Source organism: Actinoplanes sp. NPDC049265, from assembly GCF_043197135.1.
In the GTDB taxonomy this organism is placed as follows: Bacteria; Actinomycetota; Actinomycetes; order Mycobacteriales; family Micromonosporaceae; genus Actinoplanes.
Map to the genome: position 1 here is coordinate 74,559 of NZ_JBICSP010000007.1, position 17,925 is coordinate 92,483.

The following is a 17,925-nucleotide window of genomic DNA, read 5'->3' on the forward strand; positions in this document are numbered from 1 at the left end:
TCGCCGGGCGACCCGCGCGTGTCAGTTGATGGGGGAGATCATTCCCCCGTTGACGTAGATGGTCTGTGCGGTCACCCAGCGGGCGTCGGGATGGGCCAGGAATCGCATCACCGGGACCACGTCGCGCGGCTCGCCCAGGTCGCCGCTGATTGTCATGCCGGCCAGCCATTTGATCGTTTCCGGGGTCTCGACGTCGAAGAAGAAATCGGTCTTCTGCGGGCCGGGTGCGATGCAGTTCACTGTCACGCCGCGCGGGCCGATCTCCTTGGCGAACGCCTTGGTGAAGTGCTCGACCGGGGCCTTGCTGCCGGCGTAGGCCGAATAGGTGGCCGCGGTGACCGCGACCTGCGTGGTGACCATGTTGATGATGCGGCCGTGGTCGGCCATCCGCCCGGCCGCCTCGCGCATGAAGAAGTACGGGATCTTCGCGTTGATGGCGAAGCTCTCGTCGTACTCCTCCTCGGTGGTCTCGGCGACCGGCTTGCGGATGATGATGCCGGCCGTGTTGACCAGGAGGTCCCAGTGGCCGAAGCGTTCGACGACGGTGTCGACCAGGCGGGTGATCTCGGCGACGGAGGTCAGGTCGCCCTGGTGGGCCAGCGCCTGCACGCCGCGCTTCTCCAGCGTGGCGACTGTCTCGGCGGCCTCGTCGGCCCGGGACGGGCTGTTGTAGTGGACGACGACGTTGGCGCCGTCGTCGGCGAGGGCCTCGGCGAAGAGCCGGCCCAGGTTGGCGGTGCCGCCGGTGACCAGGGCGGTCTTACCGGCGAGGGGTGCGTTGATCGTCATGCGGTGGACCTTTCCCGGGCCGGCGGGCCGGTCCTCCCCCGCGATTGCGCGGCTAGCGCCGGAAATTGCGCGGGCTGACCCCGTACTCCCGTTTGAAGGCCGCGGCGAACTGCCCGGGGCTGCGGTAGCCGCAGGCGAAGGCGATCTGCTGAACGCTCTGCCCGGTCCCGGTCAGCAGTTCGGCGGCGCGGCTCATCCGCAGCCGGGTCAGATACCGGTGCGGCGTCACGCCGAGGCGGCGCTGAAACGTTCGGAGGAAGTGGTATTTGCTCATCGCCGAAACAGCGGCGAGGTCGTCGAGCGTCACGTCGTCGCCGAGATGATCACGAAGGTAGTCGAGAACCGGGCCCAGGTCACCGTGCGACACAACCGGCGCGGAGGACCGGTGGACGAGGTGCGTGACCATCGCTTGAGCGACGGTGTCGGCGTAGAGCGCGGGCGCGCCCTCCAGCAGGGCGCGAGCGAGGGCCCATGCGGAAGCGCTGACGTACGGGTCGTCCAGCTGCAGGGTGTCCAGCGCCGGCGCGGCGTCGAGAGCGAGATGCAGGTGGAGCGACTCGAGCGGCGGCCCGGGATGGGCGCGCCAGCGCAGTGTGTCGGCGTGCCCGGGCACGGTGACACCGATCGACCCGGGGCGATAGGTGGCCCGCCGCCACGACCGCCCGTGCCGGCTCTCGATGTCGTAGCTGCCGCCGGTGACCATGACCAGCAGCAGATCCGGCCGGGCGGCGGTGGCGAACTCGGCCACCGGCGGGTCCCGGTAGACCTCGGCGCGCACCGACCGCCAGCCCAGGTGATCGCTGGACCGCAGCAGACGGGAGGGCAACACCCCCTGATCCTGCGCTATGTCGCGGCCGCGGTCACCGTGAGCTGTGCCATCGGATCGGGCACGGGCCGGCCGAAGTGGTAGCCCTGCGCCAGCCGGTAGCCGAGGCGGTGGAGTTCGGCGGCCTGTTCGGCGGTCTCCACGCCCTCGGCCACGGTGGTCAGGCCGAGCCCGTTGCCGATGTCGATGAGCGAGGTGGCGATGACCGAGTGCCGGCCGGCATCGGTGATGTTGTCGACGAACGACTTGTCGACCTTGAGGATGTCCACGGGTACGGACTGCAGCAGACCGAGCGACGAGTGTCCGGTGCCGAAGTCGTCGAGCGCGATGCGTACGCCCAGCGCCCGGATCTGGTGCAGCGCCTCGACGGCCCGGCCGCCGGTGAACACCGCGGTCTCGGTCACCTCGATGGCCAGGGCCGCGCCGGGCAGCCCGCTCGCGGCCAGCGCCTCGCGGACGGTGTCGGGAAAGCCGGGCTGGGTCAGCTGGCGGGCCGACACGTTCACGCTGATCTTCTCGGGCGCCCGGGGCCCGTACTCCCGTCGCCAGGCCGCGGCCCGGAAGCAGGCCGACCGCAGGATCCACCCGCCCAGCTCGACGATCAGGCCGTTGCGCTCGGCCACCGGGATGAAGTCGGCCGGGCTGACCTGGCCACGGTCCGGATGCTCCCAGCGGACCAGCGTCTCGACCGCGACCATCCGGCCCTCCGGCAGGGTCACGATCGGCTGGAAGACCAGGCGGAACTGTTCGGCGTCGAGGGCCGCCCGCAGCTCGGCGCCGAGCTGTGCCTCCGCGCCGGCCCGCTCGTCCAGCCCCGGGTCGTACGCCCGGTACCGCGCGCCGTCCCGCTTGGCCGCGTACATCGCGATGTCGGCCCGCCGGAGCACCTCGAACGGGTCGTCCAGCCCGGTGCCGTCGGCGCTGCCGATGCCGGCCGACACCAGCAGGTCGTGGTCCCCGGCCCGGATGGCCTCGTGCAGGGTCCCGGCCAGCCGGTCGACCACCACCGGCAGGTCGCCGGGGCGCGCGTCGGGCAGCAGCACCGCGAACTCGTCGCCGCCCATCCGCGCCACGACCGAGTCTGGATGGACCGCGTGGCGCAGCCGGCCGGCCAGCACGGTCAGCAGCCGGTCGCCGACGGCGTGGCCGAGGTCGTCGTTGATCTCCTTGAAGCCGTTGAGGTCGAGCAGCAGCACGGCCGGGCGACCGGCGACCAGCGCGTCGCGCACGGCCTGTTCGAAACGGCGCCGGTTGGCCAGCCCGGTCAGGTCGTCCTGCATGGCCAGGTCGGCGAGCTGGCCGGCCTGCCGCTGCACGGTCGCCACGAAACCGGACATCCGCCGCACGACGAGCAGGAACAGCACGATTCCGCAGGCGCCGACGGCGTAGCGGGCCGGCGCGTCGGACCCCACGCCGGGCACGAAGAGCAGGCCGGGCGCGAACAGCGAGGTGACCGCGAGCAGGGTCAGGCGGCGCCGGGTCATCCGGGCCGCCGGGCCGTCCGCGACCGCGTCCTGGGAGCCGCGCATCGAGGGGTGCAGGGCGGCGGCGGCCCAGCAGACGTACGAGAGCAGGAATCCGGCGTCGAGGACGGCCGAGTCGCCGTCGGTGTGGACCGAGAGAACCGCGAAGCCGATGTCGGAGGCGAGCAGCAGCAGGGCGGCCGCCCCGAGCAGCCGGGAGCTGGGCGAGCCGCGCCGGTCGTCGGTGAACAGGCCGGCCAGCAGGAAGAGGATCATGGCGTCGCCGGCCGGGTAGGCGACCCCGATCAGCCGCTCGGGCAGCGAGGCGGTCGAGTCGGCGGCGATCGGCTGGATCACGAAGATCCACAGCACCAGGGCCAGGCTGGTACCCACGATCGAGGCGTCGACCAGCCCCGCCCCCTTACGCACCCCGCGCAGGAGCAGGAGCAGACCCACGATCAGCATGGGGTACGCGCAGAGATAGAAGCCGTCGGCGGCCGACGGGTACGGCTGAAGTTCCAGCGCGTACTCGTAGAACTCGTAGACCAGGTCGCCGAGCACCCAGGTGAACTGCCCGGCCGCGAACCAGCGCCACATGCCGGGCCGGGCCGGCCGGTGGATCCGCAGCCCGGCGACGATCGCCGCCACCGAGGCCAGCCCGATCACGTTGTAGGCGAGATCCCGCGGCAGGCCGTCCGGCACCAGGCGCCACCCACCGATGGCCAGCACGCCCAGTGCCAGCCACCCCTGCCAGATCCGCCCCTGCCGCACTCATGTGCAATCGGCACCGAACGGTCAGACTTGAGCGGTCGGCCCTCGGCGGCCGCCGGTCAGGCCCGTACGACGAGCGTCTTCGCGGCCATGTCGCCGAGCCGCCGGCGCTTCTGCGACGCCAGCACGATGATGAAGCCGACCAGGTTGCCGAACAGGCCGTCGACGACCCGGAGCAGGGTACGGATCGCCGCGGCGCCCACCCCGGGCGGCGTGGCCCCGTCCTCGCGGACCACCTTGATGCCGGTGGCCATCTTGCCGACCGTCCGGCCCAGCACTCCCTCCAGCACGATGTAGTAGGCCAGGGTGACGACCAGCAGCAGCACGCTGCCGCCGGGCGACAGCGTGGTGAGCTTGAACCCGCTGGTCTCCACCTTCGTCCCGAACAGCACGGTCACGATCCAGCTGATCACCCCGAAGATCACCCCGTCGATCAGGGTGGCGACGACCCGGCGACCGGTGACGTGCACATCGAGAGTGTTCCCCGTAACAGTCACGTTCTTCCCCCTGAGCGCCCGCGGTCCCTTGTGGACCACGCTGGTTTCGCCCATACCCAGCCCCTTCTCCGCGCTAACGTGATCACGTGGATTCACGACCGCTGCGCAAGCTGGGCTTCCTCACCATCGGGCTGTTCGACGAGAACGACCCCGCCGCCGGCCACGAGGCGACCCTGGAACTGATCCGGCTGGGCGAGGAACTCGGCTTCGACAGCGCCTGGCTGCGCCACCGCCACCTGCAGTACGGCATCTCGTCCCCCATCGCCGTCATGGCCGCCGCGTCGCAGCGCACCAGCCGCATCGAGCTGGGCACCGCGGTGACCCCGCTGGGCTGGGAAAATCCGCTGCGCCTGGCCGAGGACCTGGCCACCGTCGACATTCTCTCCGGCGGCCGGATCAACCCGGGCGTGAGCGTCGGCCCGCCGATGCGCTGGGACGACGTGAAGGACGCGCTCTATCCCGACACGGCCGACGCCGAGGACTTCACCTACCACCGGGTCGAGAGGCTGCTTTCCCATGTACGCGGTGAGCCCGCGACCGCCTTCCGCGGCCGGGTCGGCTTCGAGGACTTCTCCGACCGCGTCCAGCCGTACTCACCCGGTCTCGCCGCCCGGATGTGGTACGGCGGCGCCAGCATCCGCTCGGCGCGGTGGGCCGGCGAGCACGGCATGAACTTCCTGACCAGCAGCGTGGTCCGGGCCGAGGAGTCGGAGGACTTCGCCCAGATCCAGCTCTCGCACATCCGCGCCTTCCGGGCCGCTCACCCCGACGGCGACGCGGCCCGGGTGTCGCAGGGCCTGGTCGTGATCCCGACCGACTCGGCCTCCCCCGACCAGGTGCGGCGTTACCAGGAGTACGCCGCCGCCCGTACGCCCCGCACCGCCACCCCGCAGGGCCCGGCGCGGATGATGTTCGCCCCCGACATCGTCGGCCCGTCGGCCGAGATCGCCGAGCGCCTGCACGCCCACGCCGCGTTCCGCGAGATCGACGAGGTGGCGTTCGCCCTGCCGTTCACCTTCCGGCCCGACGACTACATCCAGATCCTCACCGACATGACCACCCATCTGGGCCCGGCCCTGGGCCGGTAGCGTCAGGCCGCTCCCCCGCCGGGCAGCGCCGGCGGTTCCCGTCGAGGATCTTCAGTGGTAGCCCGGCTCGATCCGGCGCCCGGCCGGACGGTCCGCTCCGGGATCGCCGGCCGTGACCCCTCGCCCGCGCGGCCGGGCCCGCCCGGCAGTCACCACTCCAGCAGGCCGACGCGGTTGAGCGCCAGCGCGAGCTGACTTCGCCGCCTGATCGCGAGTTGCCGGTAGAGGTTGGTCAGGTGAAACTCGACGGTTCGGCGGCTGACGTTCAGCCGGGCGGCGATCTCGTCGTTGGTGTTTCCGGCGACCACCAGCTGCGCAATGCGTAACTGGTGGGCGGTGATTCCGACCGCCCGCGGGAAACCGCTTGCCACGCCGTCGGAACGTGAGGTCTGGTCTCCCGGCGTCGTCACGCCACTACGACGACTCCGGGTACCCGGAGTTCAACAATCCCGCAATGCGAACCCCTCGAACATATAACTATCCGCATTGTTACCGGTACGTTGTGTCACCGAGACTGCGGAGTTCCGCAGTGCGAACGAGGCAGAAAGCCGCGAATGCGTTGACCTCGGTCAGCGCACGATGTGTGCTTGTCGCGTGATTCAGGAACGGCGACATGGATAGGAAAATCGCATTTCCGGAACGACCGAGTGGCGATTGCCGAGCTTTTCATTCGCCGCGCCCGGGGGTATGGTGAATGCGAAAGATCGCCGACTGGACCACACGGATGGCGTTCGCCGACTTTCTGCGCCGCCGACGCGAAGAATTGTCACCGGAAATGGTGCGGAGGCCGAGCGGTCAACGGCGCCGCACGCCCGGACTGCGCCGGGACGAGGTCGCTCGCCTGGCCAGCATGTCGACCAGCTACTACGAGCAGCTGGAGCAGGGCCGTGGCCCGCAGCCGTCGAACGCCATCCTCGTCGGCCTCGCCCGCGCCCTGCGACTGGATCCGGACGGCCAGGCCTACCTCTATCTGCTGGCCGGTGAGGCCCAGCCCCTGAGCGCCCGGCCCGACGATGCCGTCGACCCCCACATTCTGTGGGTCATGCGGGGGCTGACGCTTCCGGCCTGCGTGACCGACGACCTGGGCACCATCCGGGCACAGAACGAGTCGCACGTGTCGCTGTTCGGCCTCGTCACCGATCCGGTGGGCCTGGGCGGCAACCTTTTCGGGAACTGGTTCGGCCCGGGCCGGTGGCGGCGATCGGTCCTGAACGCGCCCGAGGAGCAGGAGGTCATCGGGCGCAATCTGGTCGCCCGTCTGCGGGTCGGCGTGGCGGAACGAGGCTACGACGCCGCCGCGGCGACGCTGGTGGCCGATCTGCGCGCGGTGAGCGCCGACTTCGGGCGGATGTGGGACGAGCACCGGGTCAACACCCCGTCCGAGCCGAGCCTGAGCATCCTCGACGACCGGGTCGGCCGGCTCGACTTCGACTGCGTGGAACTGACCAACGCGCGGTCACGTCAACGTCTCTGCTCCATGCACGCCGTCGCCGGCACGCCCACCGAGCAGCGGATGAGCCGGCTCGCGGAGCTGTCCGGCGACACCGTCGCGCCCTTGCTGACCGGAGCGGAGGCCGGGGCCGGTCAGGGCGGATAGCCGCTCACCGGCGGGTCGCCGGCGCGGTCAGCCGGGCGAAAGCCTCGGCCAGGCGGTCCAGCACGGCCGACAGGTGCGGCAGGCGGGCCGGTTCGTCGGCGGCGAGGGACAGCCGTTGCTGCTCGTCGTCGCCGTAGAGAAGACTCGTGGCGGCCTTGAACCGGAGCCCGCCGGGATCGTCGCCGAGCAGGTGACCGGGCAGCACGACGACGCCCGAGTCGTCCAGGAGCCGCCGGGCCAGCCCGGCCGAGTCTCCGATGCCGTTGTCCCTCAGCCGCTCCCGTACCGGCTCGAAGTCGGGATAGACGTAGAACCCGGCGGTCGGCGGCCGGCAACCGGCGCCCGCCCGGGTGACGACATCGTGCACCGCCCGGGCTACCGCGCCGTGCAGCCGGGCGCCGGCGGCCACCCTCGCCTGGATCTCGGGCGGCTCGGCGTACACGTACTCGGCGACGTGCTGCATCGGCCCAGCCAGAGCCGACCAGACCTCGCCGGCCACCGCGACCACCGCGTCCCGCAGCCGTTGACCGCTGTCGGTGCCGGGGAACCGGGCCGCACCGATGCGCCAGCCGCCCAGGCCGAAAGCCTTGGAGAGGCCGCTGGTCACCACCGTCCGGTCCGGTGCGACCTCGGCCGGGCTGAGGAACGGCGTCGCCACCGGGTCGTGCACGAGGTCGCGGTAGATCTCGTCCGAGACGATCACCAGGTCCTCGGCCGCCGCGACCGCGCACACCTCACGGACCAGGGCGGGAGGCGCGAGCGTACCGGTGGGATTGTCCGGGAGAGTGAGCACCAGCAGTCGCGGATCGCGGCCGCGGGCCTTGGCCGCGAGGACGGCGAGCCGCAGGGCGGCGGGGTCCGGGACACCACCGCAGGCGGCCGGAACCGGAATCCCGATGACGTGCTTGCCCGCGTACCCGGCCTGGGCGGCGTAGCTGTTCCAGGCCGGCCGCGGCAGCACCACGTCCCCGGGCACGGCGAGCTGCAACGCCATCAACAGCGCCTTGCTGCCGGGGGCCAGCACGATCTGGTCCGCGCTGGTCGGCAGCCGCCGCCGGCGGAAATAGCCCGCCACCGCGGCCCGGGCCGGCTCGGCACCGGCGATCGGCCCGTACGCCGTGCGGTGGGCGCCCTCGGCGAGTTCCCGGGCCAGCCCCGGCAGCAGCGGCAGCCGGGCCTCGCCGAACGCGAGGTGCACCAGGGATTCCCCGGCCGCCCGGCGCCGGTCGACCATCTGGTTGAGGGCGAGGTTGGGTGACATGCGGCCGGTCATGGACGGCTCGCGGTGGAGCGGAACGCCGCGGCGAGGTCCCGGGGTACGGCGGACACGACGTCGAGTTCGTCGAGCCAGGCCGCGGTGGCCGAGTAGCGGGCGCGGAACGGCCGGCCGACCAGGGCCGGGTCGCGCGCCTGCACCATCCGCAGCTGGAAGTGGCGGTCGCCGGAGGTCTCCTCGACGCCGTCCACGACGACCTTGCCGGGCGACGCCGACATGACCGGGCCGCGCACCGTCCGGGCCAGCCCCGGCAACGTACGGTAGGCCGTCTGAAAGATGTCCAGGGCTTTCGCCAGCGGCACCTTGAAGTACCCGTGCGGGCCGGTGTCCCGGGCGACGAACAGGTAGTAGGGCACGACACCGGCCCCGTACTCGGAACGCCAGAGGTCACCGATCACGGTGGCGTCGTCGTTGACGTGGGCGATCAGCGGCGCCTGGCCGTACACCGCGGCGCCGGTGGCGCGGATCCGCCGCAGCGCGCGCCGGGCCGGGCCGGTGGCGAGCTCACGCGGGTGGCTGACGTGCGCCATGACGGCCAGGTGCCGGCCGCTGGCGACGATGTCCTCGAACAGCCGGGCCACCTCGCCGGCGTCGCTGTCGGTGGTGAAACGGTGCGGCCAGTACGCGACCGACTTGGTGCCGATGCGGATCGTCCGCACAGTGTCGAGCGCGAGCAACGGCGTCAGGTGGGAGCGCAGCCGATCGGCCGACATCACCATCGGATCGCCGCCGGTGACCAGGACGTCGCACACCTCCGGATGCACCCGCAGATAGGCGATCAGGCCGGACGGGTCCGCGGCGGCGAACCGCAGCCCGGGGTCGCCGACGAACTGCGCCCAGCGGAAACAGTAGGTGCAGTACGTGTGGCAGGTCTGGCCCTGGCCGGGGAAATAGAGGACCGTCTCGCGGTACTTGTGCTGCAGTCCGGGCACCGCTTCGCCGCCCTGGACCGGCACGTTCGACGCCTGCGCGGACGGGTGCGGATTGAGCCGGCCACGGATGGCCGTGACCACCTCGCGCCGCCCGGACCCGGTCGATACGGCCAGTTGTCGTTCGTCCTCGCCGGTCAGCATGCCGGGCTGCGGGAAGGTCAACTGGAAGATCGGATCGTCCGGCACGTTTCGCCAGTCGATGAGGTTGTCGAGGACGTAGTCGTTGACCCGGAACGGCAGCACCAGCGACGTGCTTCGCATCGAGTCGAGCAGGTCGGGCGGCAGACCGTACCGGCGCGCGATGGTGTCGAGGTGGCGTGGGCCGTACGCCCGGAACCTGGTGCTCTCAAGGGTGTTGTTCGCCGGCACGGAACCGCTCCTCGACGCTCAGTCGCCGATGACGATGGGCATGTGATCGATCAGATGGGTGGTACCGACCCGGGCGATCACACCGATGACCGCGTCGCCACGGAAGTCCGCCGGGGCGGGAGCGAACGTCCGCGCGTCGACCACGGTTAGCGCTCGCAGGCGTACCGGCGGATCCACCCGGCCCGCCGCTTCGAGCACCTCGGACGCCGCCGCCAGGGCGCTCGTCACCGAGGTGCGCCGGTGCTGCGCCGCGTACAGCGCGCGGGGCAGGAACCGGGCGGTCAGCCGCTCGGCCGGTGCGAGATAGACGTTGCGGCTCGACATGGCCAGCCCGTCGGGCTCACGGACGGTCGGGACACCGACGATCCGCAGCGGGAAGTTCAGGTCCGCGACCATGCGGCGGACGAGCGTGATCTGCTGCGCGTCCTTCTCGCCGAACACCGCCACATCGGGCTGTACGACGTGGAAGAACTTGGTGACGACGGTCAGGATCCCCGGGAACAGATCCGGTCGCAGGGCCCCCTCGTGCGTGTCGGCGATCGGGCCGGGATTCAGGCGGACCATCGGCTCACCGGCCGGGTAGATCTCGTCCACCGCCGGCGCGAACACGACGTCCGCCCCTTCGGCCGCGCACACCTCCAGGTCACGGCCGAGCTCGCGCGGATAGCGGTCGTAGTCCTCGCCCGCGCCGAACTGGAGCGGGTTGACGAAGATGCTCACCACGACGGTGGCCGCCTCCCGCCGGGCCGCCCGGATCAGCGCGGCGTGCCCGGCGTGCAGAGCCCCCATGGTCATCACCAGGGCCACGGCACCCCGGCTCCGGTCGACGGCCCGCGCCAGTTCGGTACGGGTGCGGACAAGGACGGGACTGGTCAACGGTCGCCTCCGGTCGCGGTCATCAGGCAGCTGACCGGGTTTTCCCGGTACCGGCGCCAGAACGTCTCGTCGCGGACCGCGTCGGGTGGCGGCGTACGGATGGGCGACCATCGGACCCGCGCGAAGCCGGCCTGGGTCGCGGCGAGCTCGTAGTCGGCGAGCGGCCACTCGTAGTCCTCGAGCGGTGTCGGCGGATCGGTGGTGAACTCCTGGCGGATGAGCGGCACCTCGGCGCCGGGGACACGTTCGAGGATGCGCAGGCCGAACTCCTCGTAGTTGCCCTCCGGGAACGGTGTGGGCCGGGGCACGATGGCCAGCAGCCGGCCGTGGCCGGTCAGGTTGGCCCGGATGCTCCGGAACATCGCGCGCAGCGTGGCCCGGCTGGACGCGTAGTTGAACAGGTAGACCGCGGTGGCCAGGTCGAAGCGCCCCAGCGGCGGCAGGTCGGCCACGTCGGCGATGACGTAGTCGATGCCCATCGGACATCGCGCCTCGTACTTCTGGGCGAGCCTGATCATCTCCACCGAGACGTCGACCCCGACCAGCGGGCGGGCGCCGCGCTCGGCCAGCAGACGCGTGTTGAAGCCATAGCCGCAGGCCAGATCCAGCACCGGCGTCCCGGTGACGTCGCCGAGGGCACGACCGAGACTGAACGTGTCGGCGGCCGAGAACGCGGCGGTGCACTTCGACTCCTCGAACCGGGCGCCGATCGCGTCGTACTGTTCGGTCATCGGGTGACCAGCGCCTCGCCGGTGCCGTCGAACTCGCGTAGCAGAACCCGGTCGATGTCCACCTCCGGCAGCACGAGATTGTCGACGAGACTGTCCTGCAGCAGCAGGGTGCTCAAGACCTGCAGATACGCGTGGTTGTACGGGAACGGCACCGGCCCGTCAGGCCGGGACGTGACGTGGTCGACCAGCTGACGCACGGCGTACGGGTCGAGGACGCCGGTGTCGCGGACGCGGCGGGGCGAGAGGAGCTCGTCGACCCAGTCGCCCGTGCCTGCCGGCAGCAGGTGCTCGGCCCCGGGGACCCGCATCCCGAACTTCGGCCGGTCCCGGATCTCGGCCGGCAGGACGTCCGCGTACGCCTCCCGGAGGATGTGCTTCTCGCGGGTCGGTCCGTGCAGCTTCCAAGCCCGGGGCAGACCGGCGGCGAACGCGACGACCGAGCGGTCCACGAACGGGTACCGCGCTTCGATGCGGCACCCCGCACCGGGCCGGTCGGCCAGGCAGGTCATCCCGTAGCCGCTCAACAACGTCTGGAAGTCCAGCCACTGGGAGCGGCCGACGGCGTCGAGATCGTCGAAACCGCTGAGCCGGGTACGCGCGAAGCCGGCCAGCCGCCGGTCCGCGTCGAGCACACCGTCTTTTGTGGACAACAGGCCGGGCAGCAGTTCGGAGTCGAACCGGCGAAGGTGCGCGCCCAGCACCGGACCGTCGTCGCCGGCCCGTTCGCGGAAGAAGCGGAGGATGTCGCCCGGCGTCATCGGATCGGTGTGCAGCACGTCGTTCAGGCCGGCGTTCAGTGCCTGTTCCCGCTCGGCGGTGAAGCCACCGGCCAGGCACGCGTCGAGAACCGTCGCCTCCTTGAGGATGTCGTAGCCGAAGAACGACTCGTCCGCGCCCTCGCCACCGAGCACGATCCGGACCCCGGCCTGCCCCACGTGCTCGGCCAGCATCTCGCTGGCGACCGGGGCGCAGAAGTGCAGGAGCGCCTCGCACTTGCGGACCAGGTTGGGGAACCTCTCGCGGATGTCGCCGCCGGTGACCACCACGGACGAGTGCTCGGTGCCGAGCTTCTCGGCGATGATCCGCTGATAGCCCGACTCGTCGGCCCAGGAACCCGGCACGGTGATGGAGAACGTGGGCAGGCGCCCGGTCGTGTGCCGGCGGACGATCGCGGCGATGATGCTCGAGTCGAGTCCGCCGCTGAGGAAGGCGCCGAGCGGGTAGTCGCCCCGCAGCCGGAACCGGACAGCCTCGTCGAGCCGGTCGCGCAGCTCCGCCTTGGCGTGGTCGAAGGACAGGTTCCGGGGTACGGGTCCACCTCGGTCGATCGGTGTCTCGAAGTAGTGCGACACCGTCACCCGGCCGGACCGGACGCGGGCCACGTGCCCCGGCGGGAGGCTGCGCACGCCGGTGAAACACGAGTCACCCGGTACCGGCGTCCAGTACCGGCCGTTGGCCCGGATGCCGTCGGCCGACAGCTCACGGCGTACCTCCGGGAACGCGAACAGTCCCTTGATCTCGGAGGCGAAGCGGAAGACGCCGTCCTGCTCGGTGTAGAAGAGCGGACGTTCGCCGAACGGGTCGCGTCCCAGCAGCAGCTCGCGTCGTTCCCGGTCGTAGAACGCGAACGCGAACTGGCCGTTGAGCCGGTCCAGCGCCTGCTCGCCCCAGAACGCCAGGCTGTTCAGCAGCACCTCGGTGTCGGACCTGGTGGCGAACGCGACGCCCTGGTCCCGCAGCTCGCGCCGGAGTTCGAGATAGTTGAAGATCTCGCCGTTGAAGCCCAGCACGTACCGTTCGTCGGCGGTGACCATCGGCTGCTTGCCCAGCAGCGGGTCGATCACCGACAGCCGGACCGTGCCCAGGCTGAACTCGTCGTCGTCGTAGATTCCGATCTCGTCCGGCCCGCGGTGGGCGATGGCCCGGATACCGCGGCGCAGGCTGGTGATCCGGTCCTGCTTCCGCTTTCCGCTGCCGACGAAGCCGACGACACCACACATGTACGTGCCCCATTCTCTCGAGCGAGGAAATCGGCGGTGCTCAGACCGATTCGAGGTAGCGGCGGCGCTCCCAGTCGGTCACCTCGGCGTCCGCGGCCGCCTGTTCCGCCGCCCCCAGCCGGTACAGCAGTTCCGTCACCTCGTCGCCGAGCGCCGACCGGGCGAAGGTGCTCTCGTGCAACCGGGTCATGGCCTCGGCCGCGCTCCGGGGCAGCGGCTCCGCCTCGGTTGTCGCGTAGACGTCGGTGGTCGCGGCCGGCGGTGGCTCCAGCTTCTTCTCCAGGCCGGCCAGACCGGCCAGCAACTGCGTGGCGACGACGAGACAGGGATTGGCGTCGGCCGCGGCCACCCGGTGCTCCAGGCGGGTTCCCCCGTCGCCGTGCACGAGCGCCCGGACGGCGACCGAGCGGTTGTCGACCCCCCAGGTGACGTGGGTCGGCGCGAACGAGTAGCTCACCGCCCGCTTGTAGCCGTTGGGCGTCGGGACGGCGACGTGACAGGTCTCGGCGGCGTGGTGCAACAGCCCGCCCAGGTACCACCGTCCCCGCTCGCTCAGGCCCTCGGTCGCCCGGTCCCAGAACACGTTGCCGCCGGTGTCCTGGCACCGCAGGCTCTGGTGCACGTGGAGGCCGCTGCCCGACGAGTCCGCCCACGGCTTGGCCATGAAGGTGCCGAGGTAGCCGTGCGTGGCGGCGATCTGCTTGACCGCGTACCGGAAGAACAGCAGGTCGTCGGCGGCGGTGAGGGGCGCCGCGTGGCCGAGATTGATCTCCACCTGGCCGGCGCCGTACTCCGCCTCGCTGGCTTCGACCACCACGCCCGCGGCGTCCAGGGCGGCCCGGACGTCCCGGATCACCGGCCACAGATAGGAGTCGTCGTGCAGGCTGTAGATGGGATTGCGCGAGCGGCGGGGGCGCAGGTCGTCCGGATCGAGCAGATGAAATTCGGTCTCCAGGCCGACCGCCGGCTCGAATCCCCGCTGCCGCGCCTGGTCCTGAGCGCGACGCAGGATCCGGCGGGGGTCCAGGGGGACGGGCCGGCCGGCGCGATCCACGACGTCACAGAACACCAGGGCCGTGCCCGGGCGCCAGGCCACCAGCCGCAGCGTGACGAGGTCGGGAACGAGGAAGACGTCCGGATATCCGGTCGCCCAGGTGAACCGTCCCCCCGGCGGCAGCACGTCGAGTCCGTAGTCGAGACAGAACAGTCCGGACGAGATCGCGAACTCGGTGCTCCGCCGAAAGACCTGGGCCGGGATCCGTTTACCGCGGACCGCACCCATGATGTCCACTACAGCGAGTTCGACGGTCTCGATCGCGTTACTGGCGATGAATTGATCGACTTCCTGCCTGCCGTCCCCGGCCGTGGCCTGACCCATGAAGGTCACCGTAGGAGTCGCCGCCGCTCTTAACCACGCATTGTTTATCCGTGGATACGGAAAGCGACCATCGCCGGGGGGAATGCCGGCCGGGACACCGACGTTCCGTCCAGCGGCGCCGGCCCTCCCCGGGCCGGCCAGGATCGAGGTTCGTCATGAAGGTGCGTAATTCTCTCCGGTCCCTCAAGAGCAAGCCGGGTTCGGTCATCGCCCGCCGGCGCGGCCGGCTCGTCGTGATCAACCGCAAGAACCCGCGCTGGAACGGCCGCCAGGGCTGATCAACCCTTGCCGGCGCGGCCTCGGCGACGCTGAGGCCGCGCCCCGGTCGCCGTCATTTACGGCAGGACGAATTGAATGGCAACCGTACGCTATTTCGACGCGACTCTTCCTAAGCCATTTGACCAGCGGAATTGAGCGCAATGCGCACGGGTTCGCACGCGCAGTCATCGGAATCAAACATGTTCCTGACAACTTAGCGACGTTGAACTCATTGACCCTTTCCTCCGTGTCCTTGGACGATGATCGGCCCACGATGAATCGCGAAAGGACTGCCGGTGGCGGCCAGCACAGGAACTGAACCGATTCGGCACCGGAAACGGACCAAGCTTTTCCGGTGGTGGATGTGGCTGCCCCGATGGGCTCGCCGCACCACGGCCGGTCTGCTCGCGCTGACGGTGGTTCTCACGATCGTCGCCGCCGGTTACGTCGCCAGCGTCGATCTGCCCCCGGAACCGACCGCGCCCCAGGCCTCGGTGCTGTTCTACCGGGACGGCAAGACGGTGCTGGCCCGGATCGGCACCACCGACCGCACCGACGTCGCCCTCGACCGGATTCCGGTGCCGGTCCGGCAGGCCTTTCTCGCCGCCGAGGACCGCGGATTCTACGACCATTTCGGCGTCTCGATCCGGGGGCTGGCCCGCGCCCTCTGGACCAACATCTTCCACGACAGCGGTCAGGGCGCCTCGACCATCACGCAGCAGTACGTACGCAACGCGTATCTGACCCAGGATCGGACCGTCAGCCGAAAGACCCGGGAGGCCGCGCTCGCGCTGAAGGTCGAGAACAGGTACAGCAAGGACGAGATCCTGGTCCGTTACCTCAACACCATCTATTTCGGCCGGGGCGCGTACGGCATCCAGGCCGCCGCCCGCGCCTTCTTCGGCACCGACGTCGACCGGCTCGACGCCGCCCAGGGCGCGGTGCTGGCCTCGATGGTCAAGGATCCCACCCGCGGTGACCCGGCCGCCGACCCGAAATGGGCGGCGGCCCGGTGGCGGTGGATCCTGAGGTCGATGGCCGACCAGGGCTGGCTGCCGGCGGCCACGGCCGACCGTACGCCGTACCCGAAGGTCGCCCCGGAATCGGTCACCACGACCGCGGTCAACGGTCCGCTCGGGCTCATCGCCGACCGGGTCGAGGACGAGCTGACCCGGGCCGGTTACAGCCACCAGCAGATCCGCATCGGCGGCCTGCAGGTGACGACCACCATCGACGCCACCGCGCAGGCGGCAGCCGTCCGCCGTACCGCCGCCGCCCTCGAGGGCCAGCCCAAGGAACTGCGGACCGCGCTGGTCGCCATCGATCCGGCCGACGGCGGGGTACGGGCGTACTACGGCGGTGATCGCGGCCGTGGCTACTTCGACGACGCGCTGGCCGCCCGCCCGCCCGCCTCCACGTTCAAGCCCCTGGCCCTGGCCGCCGCCGAGGAGCGCGGCATCGCGTTCCAGTCGATCTACAACGGGACGTCGCCCCGGCTGTTCCCCGACCGTGGTGGCGCCCCGCTGTACAACCAGAACAACCTGCAGTGCCCGATCTGCCCGCTCGACACGGCGATGGTCTACTCGCTCAACACGCCCTTCTACGCGCTGACCCAGCAGATCGGCCCGGATTCCGTACGCGACCTCGCTCTGCGCCTCGGCATCCCCGCGAAGTACGGTGACCAGCCCACCCTGGTCGACGCCAAGGGTGAGCCGACCCCCGGCCGTACCCGCTCGGACATCTCCCTGGGCCGCTACCCGGTCGCGCCGGCCGACCTGGCCACCGTCTACGCCACCCTGGCCAACGGCGGCCGCCGCCCCGACCGGCACTTCGTCCAGTCCCTGTCCACGGCGGCCGGCGGTGTCCTCTACCGGCCGGCGACGAAGGCCGAGCGGGTCATGTCGGCCGACGTGGCCGCCGACATCGGCTCGGTCCTGGCCCAGGTGGTGCGGCACGACGGCCCGGTGCCCGGCGTCGACGCGGCGGCCAAGACCGGCTCGCAGCAGTGGGGCGACACGCTCGACTCATCCGACGCCTGGACCGCGGGCTGGACGCCGGGCCTGGCCGCGGTGATCTGGGTCGGCCGGGAGAAGCCCGGGCCGATCCGCGAGAAGACCGGCAAGTCGATCAACGGCGACGGCATGCCGTACCGGATCTGGCGCGACTTCCTCGGCGATGCGCTGCACGGGCAGCCCGCCCGGCCGATGGCCGCGCCGCCGATGGTGGGCCGGCGCGCCGGCGAGGACCCGAAGACCCTGAAAGGTCTCGACGCGGGATTCAGGAAGGGTTACGGCGTGGTCTATCCGGGCCCGCAGAAGGGCGACAAGGTCGACAAGACCAAGGCCACCGGCTCCTGGCCGCAACGGGTCAACCGGCTGACCAAGGAACTCGACCAGTACGCGGCCACCGCCCCCGACTTCGCCGTGTCGGTCGTCGATCGCAAGACCGGCCACCGGTACGACTACCACGGCGACCGCTCGTTCCAGACCGCCAGCGTGATCAAGGTCGAGCTGCTGGCCGCGCTGCTCCTGCGGGCCCAGGACGCCAGTCGCGGGCTCACCTCGACCGAACGGTCCCGCGCCACCAAGATGATCCGGGCCAGCGACAACACCGCGGCCAAACAGATCTACAACGCGATCGGCGGCCCCGGCCCGCTGCGGGACGCCTGCCGCCGTCTCGGCCTCGACGACACCGTCCCGGCCGCGTCCTTCGGCTCCAGCACCACCACCGCCCTCGACCAGACCCGGATGGTCGAGGCGCTGACCAGCTCCACCAGCCCGCTGACCAAGACCTCCCGCGACCAGATGCTGCAACTGATGTCCTCGGTCAACGCCGACCAGACGTGGGGCGTGAGCGCGGCCGCTTTCGCCGGCGAGCAGACGTCGCTGAAGAACGGCTGGCTGGCCTCGTCCAAGGAGGACAACCGCTGGGTGATCAACAGCACCGGCCGCGTCGCCGGCGAGAAGTCCGACGTGGCGATCTCGGTCCTGTCCCACGGCCACAAGGACAAGCAGAGCGGCATCGACGCGGTCGAGAACGTGGCCGCCCTGACCCGCAGCTACCTCGGCTGGTGA

15 protein-coding genes are annotated in these 17,925 nt (G+C 70.9%); 4 read left to right on the plus strand and 11 right to left on the minus strand.

What is annotated here, in order from left to right; genetic code table 11:
* Window positions 1-21 precede the first annotated feature (21 nt).
* From ACGFIO_RS18870 to ACGFIO_RS18885, 4 genes are read right to left on the minus strand one after another with little or no spacing between them, the layout of a single operon-like run.
* A complete protein-coding gene (locus ACGFIO_RS18870; protein WP_392827544.1) occupies window positions 22-789 on the minus strand; it encodes an SDR family oxidoreductase in 768 nt (255 codons plus the stop codon).
* 52 nt (window positions 790-841) lie between these two features.
* Window positions 842-1,618 (minus strand): helix-turn-helix domain-containing protein, encoded by a 777-nt coding sequence (locus tag ACGFIO_RS18875; RefSeq protein WP_392827545.1) that lies wholly within the window; start codon window positions 1,616-1,618, stop codon window positions 842-844.
* Between the two features lie 14 nt (window positions 1,619-1,632).
* Window positions 1,633-3,849: a putative bifunctional diguanylate cyclase/phosphodiesterase gene (locus ACGFIO_RS18880; RefSeq protein ID WP_392827546.1), complete on the minus strand. Its 2,217-nt coding sequence runs from the start codon at window positions 3,847-3,849 to the stop codon at window positions 1,633-1,635.
* Window positions 3,850-3,908: 59 nt separating this feature from the next.
* Window positions 3,909-4,346, minus strand: a complete 438-nt coding sequence (locus ACGFIO_RS18885; protein WP_392827547.1) for an RDD family protein — start codon at window positions 4,344-4,346, stop codon at window positions 3,909-3,911.
* 86 nt (window positions 4,347-4,432) lie between these two features.
* Between ACGFIO_RS18885 and ACGFIO_RS18890 the strand changes: the two genes are divergently transcribed.
* Entirely contained in the window at window positions 4,433-5,434 is a 1,002-nt protein-coding gene (locus tag ACGFIO_RS18890) for an LLM class flavin-dependent oxidoreductase (RefSeq protein ID WP_392827548.1), read from the plus strand.
* Window positions 5,435-5,583: 149 nt separating this feature from the next.
* Here ACGFIO_RS18890 and ACGFIO_RS18895 read toward each other — a convergent pair whose 3' ends face one another.
* The gene (locus ACGFIO_RS18895) at window positions 5,584-5,805 is read right to left on the minus strand and encodes a response regulator transcription factor (RefSeq protein WP_392827549.1); all 222 of its coding nucleotides are present in this window, start codon (window positions 5,803-5,805) and stop codon (window positions 5,584-5,586) included.
* A gap of 323 nt (window positions 5,806-6,128) precedes the next feature.
* Between ACGFIO_RS18895 and ACGFIO_RS18900 the strand changes: the two genes are divergently transcribed.
* Window positions 6,129-7,031: a helix-turn-helix domain-containing protein gene (locus ACGFIO_RS18900; RefSeq protein WP_392827550.1), complete on the plus strand. Its 903-nt coding sequence runs from the start codon at window positions 6,129-6,131 to the stop codon at window positions 7,029-7,031.
* Window positions 7,032-7,035: 4 nt separating this feature from the next.
* Here the strand turns inward: ACGFIO_RS18900 and ACGFIO_RS18905 are convergent, their stop codons facing one another.
* The 6 genes from ACGFIO_RS18905 to ACGFIO_RS18930 are packed head-to-tail and all read right to left on the minus strand — an operon-like array spanning window position 7,036 to window position 14,593.
* Complete coding sequence (locus tag ACGFIO_RS18905) at window positions 7,036-8,304, minus strand: pyridoxal phosphate-dependent aminotransferase (RefSeq protein ID WP_392827551.1); 1,269 nt, start codon at window positions 8,302-8,304, stop codon at window positions 7,036-7,038.
* Window positions 8,301-9,608, minus strand: coding sequence for a KamA family radical SAM protein (locus ACGFIO_RS18910; RefSeq protein WP_392827552.1), 1,308 nt, complete (start codon window positions 9,606-9,608; stop codon window positions 8,301-8,303). The genes ACGFIO_RS18905 and ACGFIO_RS18910 overlap by 4 nt, the downstream gene beginning before the upstream one ends.
* Window positions 9,609-9,626: 18 nt before the next feature.
* Window positions 9,627-10,484 (minus strand): pantoate--beta-alanine ligase, encoded by an 858-nt coding sequence (gene panC, locus ACGFIO_RS18915; RefSeq protein WP_392827553.1) that lies wholly within the window; start codon window positions 10,482-10,484, stop codon window positions 9,627-9,629.
* Entirely contained in the window at window positions 10,481-11,215 is a 735-nt protein-coding gene (locus tag ACGFIO_RS18920; protein WP_392827554.1) for a class I SAM-dependent methyltransferase, read from the minus strand. The genes panC and ACGFIO_RS18920 overlap by 4 nt, the downstream gene beginning before the upstream one ends.
* On the minus strand, window positions 11,212-13,215 hold the full coding sequence (gene asnB, locus ACGFIO_RS18925) for an asparagine synthase (glutamine-hydrolyzing) (protein ID WP_392827555.1): 2,004 nt from the start codon (window positions 13,213-13,215) through the stop codon (window positions 11,212-11,214). The genes ACGFIO_RS18920 and asnB overlap by 4 nt, the downstream gene beginning before the upstream one ends.
* A 40-nt stretch (window positions 13,216-13,255) precedes the next feature.
* Window positions 13,256-14,593 (minus strand): glutamine synthetase family protein, encoded by a 1,338-nt coding sequence (locus ACGFIO_RS18930; protein WP_392827556.1) that lies wholly within the window; start codon window positions 14,591-14,593, stop codon window positions 13,256-13,258.
* A gap of 155 nt (window positions 14,594-14,748) precedes the next feature.
* Here ACGFIO_RS18930 and ACGFIO_RS18935 point away from each other — a divergent pair, with 155 nt between their 5' ends.
* Both ACGFIO_RS18935 and ACGFIO_RS18940 read left to right on the plus strand, forming a co-directional pair.
* Window positions 14,749-14,871, plus strand: coding sequence for a ribosomal protein bL36 (locus ACGFIO_RS18935; RefSeq protein WP_392827557.1), 123 nt, complete (start codon window positions 14,749-14,751; stop codon window positions 14,869-14,871).
* A gap of 342 nt (window positions 14,872-15,213) precedes the next feature.
* A complete protein-coding gene (locus ACGFIO_RS18940; protein ID WP_392827558.1) occupies window positions 15,214-17,925 on the plus strand; it encodes a transglycosylase domain-containing protein in 2,712 nt (903 codons plus the stop codon).

Bases quoted from the DNA above. Each gene is read 5' to 3' on its own strand.
- ACGFIO_RS18870 (WP_392827544.1), bottom strand. From the start codon at position 789: ATGACGATCAACGCACCCCTCGCCGGTAAGACCGCCCTGGTCACCGGC.
- ACGFIO_RS18900 (WP_392827550.1), top strand. From the start codon at position 6,129: ATGCGAAAGATCGCCGACTGGACCACACGGATGGCGTTCGCCGACTTT.
- ACGFIO_RS18905 (WP_392827551.1), bottom strand. From the start codon at position 8,304: ATGACCGGCCGCATGTCACCCAACCTCGCCCTCAACCAGATGGTCGAC.
- ACGFIO_RS18920 (WP_392827554.1), bottom strand. From the start codon at position 11,215: ATGACCGAACAGTACGACGCGATCGGCGCCCGGTTCGAGGAGTCGAAG.
- asnB (WP_392827555.1), bottom strand. From the start codon at position 13,215: ATGTGTGGTGTCGTCGGCTTCGTCGGCAGCGGAAAGCGGAAGCAGGAC.
- ACGFIO_RS18930 (WP_392827556.1), bottom strand. From the start codon at position 14,593: ATGGGTCAGGCCACGGCCGGGGACGGCAGGCAGGAAGTCGATCAATTC.
- ACGFIO_RS18935 (WP_392827557.1), top strand. From the start codon at position 14,749: ATGAAGGTGCGTAATTCTCTCCGGTCCCTCAAGAGCAAGCCGGGTTCG.
- ACGFIO_RS18940 (WP_392827558.1), top strand. From the start codon at position 15,214: ATGTGGCTGCCCCGATGGGCTCGCCGCACCACGGCCGGTCTGCTCGCG.